Raw genomic sequence first — 3,526 nt, 5'->3', positions numbered from 1 at the left:
GATCATCATGCTCTGCGGTTTGCAGGGAAGTGGTAAAACGACGACGTGTGGCAAGCTTTCGCAGCTGCTCAAAGAACAAGACATCAAGCCGATGCTGGTCGCGGCCGACTTGCAGCGTCCTGCGGCAATCGAGCAATTGCACGTCATTGGCCGCCAATTAGACATTCCGGTCTATAGCGAAGCCGACAACAAGGATCCGGTCAAGGTTTGTCAGAACGGGGTCGCCAAGGCAAAAGCCGAAGGGGCTCGCGTCGTCATCCTCGATACCGCCGGCCGCTTGGCGATCGATGATGAATTGATGGCCGAATTGGCCAAAATCGACAAAAAGGTCGGTCCCGACCAGGTTTATCTGGTCGTCGACGGGATGACCGGACAAGATGCGGTCAACAGTGCCGGGGCGTTCAATGACGCATTGGAGCTGGATGGCGTGATCATGACCAAGCTTGATGGTGACGCGCGTGGTGGTGCGTTGTTGTCGGTCAAGCATGTCACCGGAGTGCCGATCAAGTTTATCGGAACGGGCGAACACTTTGATGCGCTCGAGCCGTTTCGTCCCGAAGGGATGGCGAGCCGAATTTTGCAGATGGGCGATATCGTCGCCGCCGCTCGAGAAGCTCACCGGATTGTCGATGAAAGCGAACGCGAAGAGCTTGAGGCCAAGATGGCATCGGGCGATTTCACGCTCGATGACTTCAAAAACATGATGGAAAAGGTCGCCAAGCCCGGATTGATGGGCAAGATGATGGGCCTGATGCCTGGGATGGGCCAATTCAAAGAGATGATGGACAGCGACGAGGCTGCGGGCGGAATTCGCCAAACCATCGGCGCGATCAACAGCATGACGATGGAAGAGCGTCGGAATCCCAAGCTGATTGACGCTCATCGACGAACGCGGATCGCCAAAGGGGCCGGGGTTCAGTCGCCCGTGATCACCCAGTTGGTCAAGCAGTTCGAGATGATGAAGCCGCTGATGCAAGGCATGATGGGCCAAGGTGCCGGCGGACGGATGAAGATGATGCAGCAGATGCAGAGCAGTGGCATGCTGAACAATCCCGGCATGGGCGGGATGAAAGTCAAAAAAGGGACCGGCGAACGACTCTCGCCAGCCGAGAAAAAGAAGCGTAAGAAAGAACGCGACAAGATGTTGCGAAAGATGAAACGCAAAGGCTAGATTCCCGCACCAACAATTCAGATGAAGTAAGAAGATGCCAGTACGTTCTGGCACCGACCCGGCGTGGAAAAAGCATTTTCCACCCTAGGCAGTCTGACTAGAAGTGAAACCCTGTATCAATTGAGAAGCAGTTAATGGCAGTAAGAATTCGTATGAAGAAGATGGGCCGGACTCACCGCCCGTTTTTTCGTGTATGTGTCATGGATCAACGCAGTCCTCGTGACGGTCGTGTGATTGAAGAAGTTGGCTATTACGATCCAATGTGCCCCGAGACCGATGCACGGGTGACGCTGAAGTCAGACCGTATCGACCATTGGTTGAGCGTCGGTGCTCAGCCAAGCGAAGGCGTTGCGACCTTCATCAAAAAGTATGGCACCAACGGCAGCCATCTTGAAAAGCAAGAAGCTGCACGTGCGCGATTGGGCACGCGTAAGAACTACACGCCTGCTCCGGAAGCACCGAAGCCAGCGAAGAAGAAAGAAGAGCCTGCGGCCGAAGCACCCGCAGCCGAAGCTCCTGCGGCTGAAGAATCCGCGAGCGAGTGATAGAGGTCCTGCGCTATGCGACTGGACATCGTCACACTGTTCCCCGCGATTTTTGATGGCTACCTGACTCAGAGTCTGCTCGACAAAGCGATTCAGCGTGAATTGGTTCAAATCCACCGGCATAACCTGCGGGATTGGGCCGAAAACACGCCGCATCGCAAAGTCGATGACCGTCCCTTCGGGGGCGGACCAGGGATGCTGATCCAAGTCGAACCGACGGTAACGTGTGTCGACAGTGTCGAAGCGATGGATCCCCGACCGGCTCGGCGAATTTTGCTGACGCCTCAAGGGAAACGCTTTGATCAACGCATGGCAGAGGATTTTGCGACAAGTGAGCGTGTGTTAATGCTCTGTGGTCGCTACGAAGGATTTGACCAACGCGTGGTTGATATTTTGCAACCCGAAGAGGTCAGTATCGGTGACTTTGTCTTAAACGGAGGCGAAGTCGCGGCAATGGTAATCGTTGACGCAGTCGTCCGGCTTTTGCCAGGCGTGCTGGGTGACGAGAACAGCAGCATTGATGATTCGTTCAGCCGCGGAAATCGGTTGCTCGAGTTTCCTCAATACACCAGACCAAGAGAGTTCCGCGACCACGCGGTTCCCGACGTTCTTCTGAGCGGTGACCACAAGGCGATTGCCAAGTGGCGGGACCAGCAAAGCCTCGATCGAACTCAAAAACGGCGCAGCGATCTGCTGGGGCCGGATAACGAAAACAACTAAATCTTTTTGCGAAGAGAGCAATACAAATGAGTCAATCATCCATCATGGAGTTGGTCGAAAAGACCGCTCTGAAAGAGAACCCGCCACAATTCGAAATCGGCGATACCGTCGACGTGCACTTGAAGATTCTTGAAGGTGCAAAAGAGCGAATCCAAGTCTTCAGTGGCGTTGTGATCGGTCGCAGCGGCAGCGGTTCGACCGAAATGTTCATGGTTCGCCGCATCGTCGCGGGCCAGGGTGTGGAGCGTAAGTTCCCTGTCCACAGCCCTCGCATCGAAAAGGTCGAAGTCAAACGCAGTGGCGTGGTTCGCCGTGCGAAGCTGTACTTCCTTCGCGATCGCGTCGGTAAGGCAGTTCGCTTGAAAGAGCGTCGCCGCAGCTAAGCGTAGCATAGGCTTCCAGCCTGTCGAAACGTAGCATAGGCTTCCAGCCTGTGAGCAATGTGGGATAGGCTTCCAGCCTGTCATCGGCATCAAGTCTGCCCCCCACCCCGCAAATTTTAAACTTACGAAGCGATAGAGCGTCTAGAATGATGCTCTGTCGCTTTTTTCGTTTTCCGAGGGCTGCTGCGGTGCTGACGCTGCTGAATCGTCTGCGTGATCGCTATCTCGAATACCGTTACGGTGTGATCGATTTGTCCGCGCCAGTGGGCAAGCGGGGCGAGCAGGCGGCGGCACGGTTGCTGCGTCAAAAGCGATTGGTGGTGGTTGCCGAAAGCGAATCGGATCGCGGTGGCGAGATCGACTTGATCGCCGTAGACCCCAAGTCGCGAGTCGTCATCTTTGTCGAAGTCAAAACGCATTCGACAGCCAAACCAGGGCATCCGGCCGAGCGAGTGGACGAAGCAAAGCAGGGCCGGATCACGCGTGCGGCGCTGCGGTACTTGAAGCGAAAGAAGTTGCTCGGTTCGCGATGTCGCTTTGACGTCGTCGCAGTCTGGTGGCCCAGCGGATTGGCAGAGCCTGAGAAAATCGAGCATTACGAAGCCGCCTTTGAAGCCGCTGGCGATTTTCAGTTGTTTTAGTAGCCCCGACAACATCGGGGGGAAGTGACGCCGAATCACGTTTGACTGGTTATACTGCGGAGACAT

5 protein-coding genes are annotated in these 3,526 nt (G+C 55.4%); all 5 read left to right on the top strand.

Annotated features, from left to right (window positions below):
* Positions 1-1,171 (top strand): signal recognition particle protein (locus ABX962_RS32805; protein ID WP_372725903.1); only part of this gene is annotated, 1,171 nt, incomplete at its 5' end.
* A 134-nt stretch (positions 1,172-1,305) separates the two neighbouring features.
* Positions 1,306-1,716: a 30S ribosomal protein S16 gene (gene rpsP, locus ABX962_RS32800; protein WP_372725902.1), complete on the top strand. Its 411-nt coding sequence runs from the start codon at positions 1,306-1,308 to the stop codon at positions 1,714-1,716.
* A 15-nt stretch (positions 1,717-1,731) separates the two neighbouring features.
* A complete protein-coding gene (gene trmD / locus ABX962_RS32795; RefSeq protein WP_372725901.1) occupies positions 1,732-2,436 on the top strand; it encodes a tRNA (guanosine(37)-N1)-methyltransferase TrmD in 705 nt (234 codons plus the stop codon).
* A 26-nt stretch (positions 2,437-2,462) separates the two neighbouring features.
* A complete protein-coding gene (rplS, locus tag ABX962_RS32790; RefSeq protein WP_040766013.1) occupies positions 2,463-2,819 on the top strand; it encodes a 50S ribosomal protein L19 in 357 nt (118 codons plus the stop codon).
* 146 nt (positions 2,820-2,965) lie between these two features.
* A complete protein-coding gene (locus tag ABX962_RS32785; protein WP_372725900.1) occupies positions 2,966-3,460 on the top strand; it encodes a YraN family protein in 495 nt (164 codons plus the stop codon).
* The last annotated feature ends 66 nt before the right edge of the window (positions 3,461-3,526 follow it).

Origin of the sequence: Novipirellula sp. (genome assembly GCF_041583735.1) — a bacterium.
Taxonomy (GTDB): domain Bacteria; phylum Planctomycetota; class Planctomycetia; order Pirellulales; family Pirellulaceae; genus Novipirellula.
Note: the sequence above shows the minus strand (reverse complement) of the source record. Positions and strands in the feature narration are given on the sequence as shown.

Coding starts and splice junctions, on each gene's coding strand:
- ABX962_RS32785 (WP_372725900.1), top strand. CDS start 2,966: ATGATGCTCTGTCGCTTTTTTCGTTTTCCGAGGGCTGCTGCGGTGCTG.
- trmD (WP_372725901.1), top strand. CDS start 1,732: ATGCGACTGGACATCGTCACACTGTTCCCCGCGATTTTTGATGGCTAC.
- rpsP (WP_372725902.1), top strand. CDS start 1,306: ATGGCAGTAAGAATTCGTATGAAGAAGATGGGCCGGACTCACCGCCCG.
- rplS (WP_040766013.1), top strand. CDS start 2,463: ATGAGTCAATCATCCATCATGGAGTTGGTCGAAAAGACCGCTCTGAAA.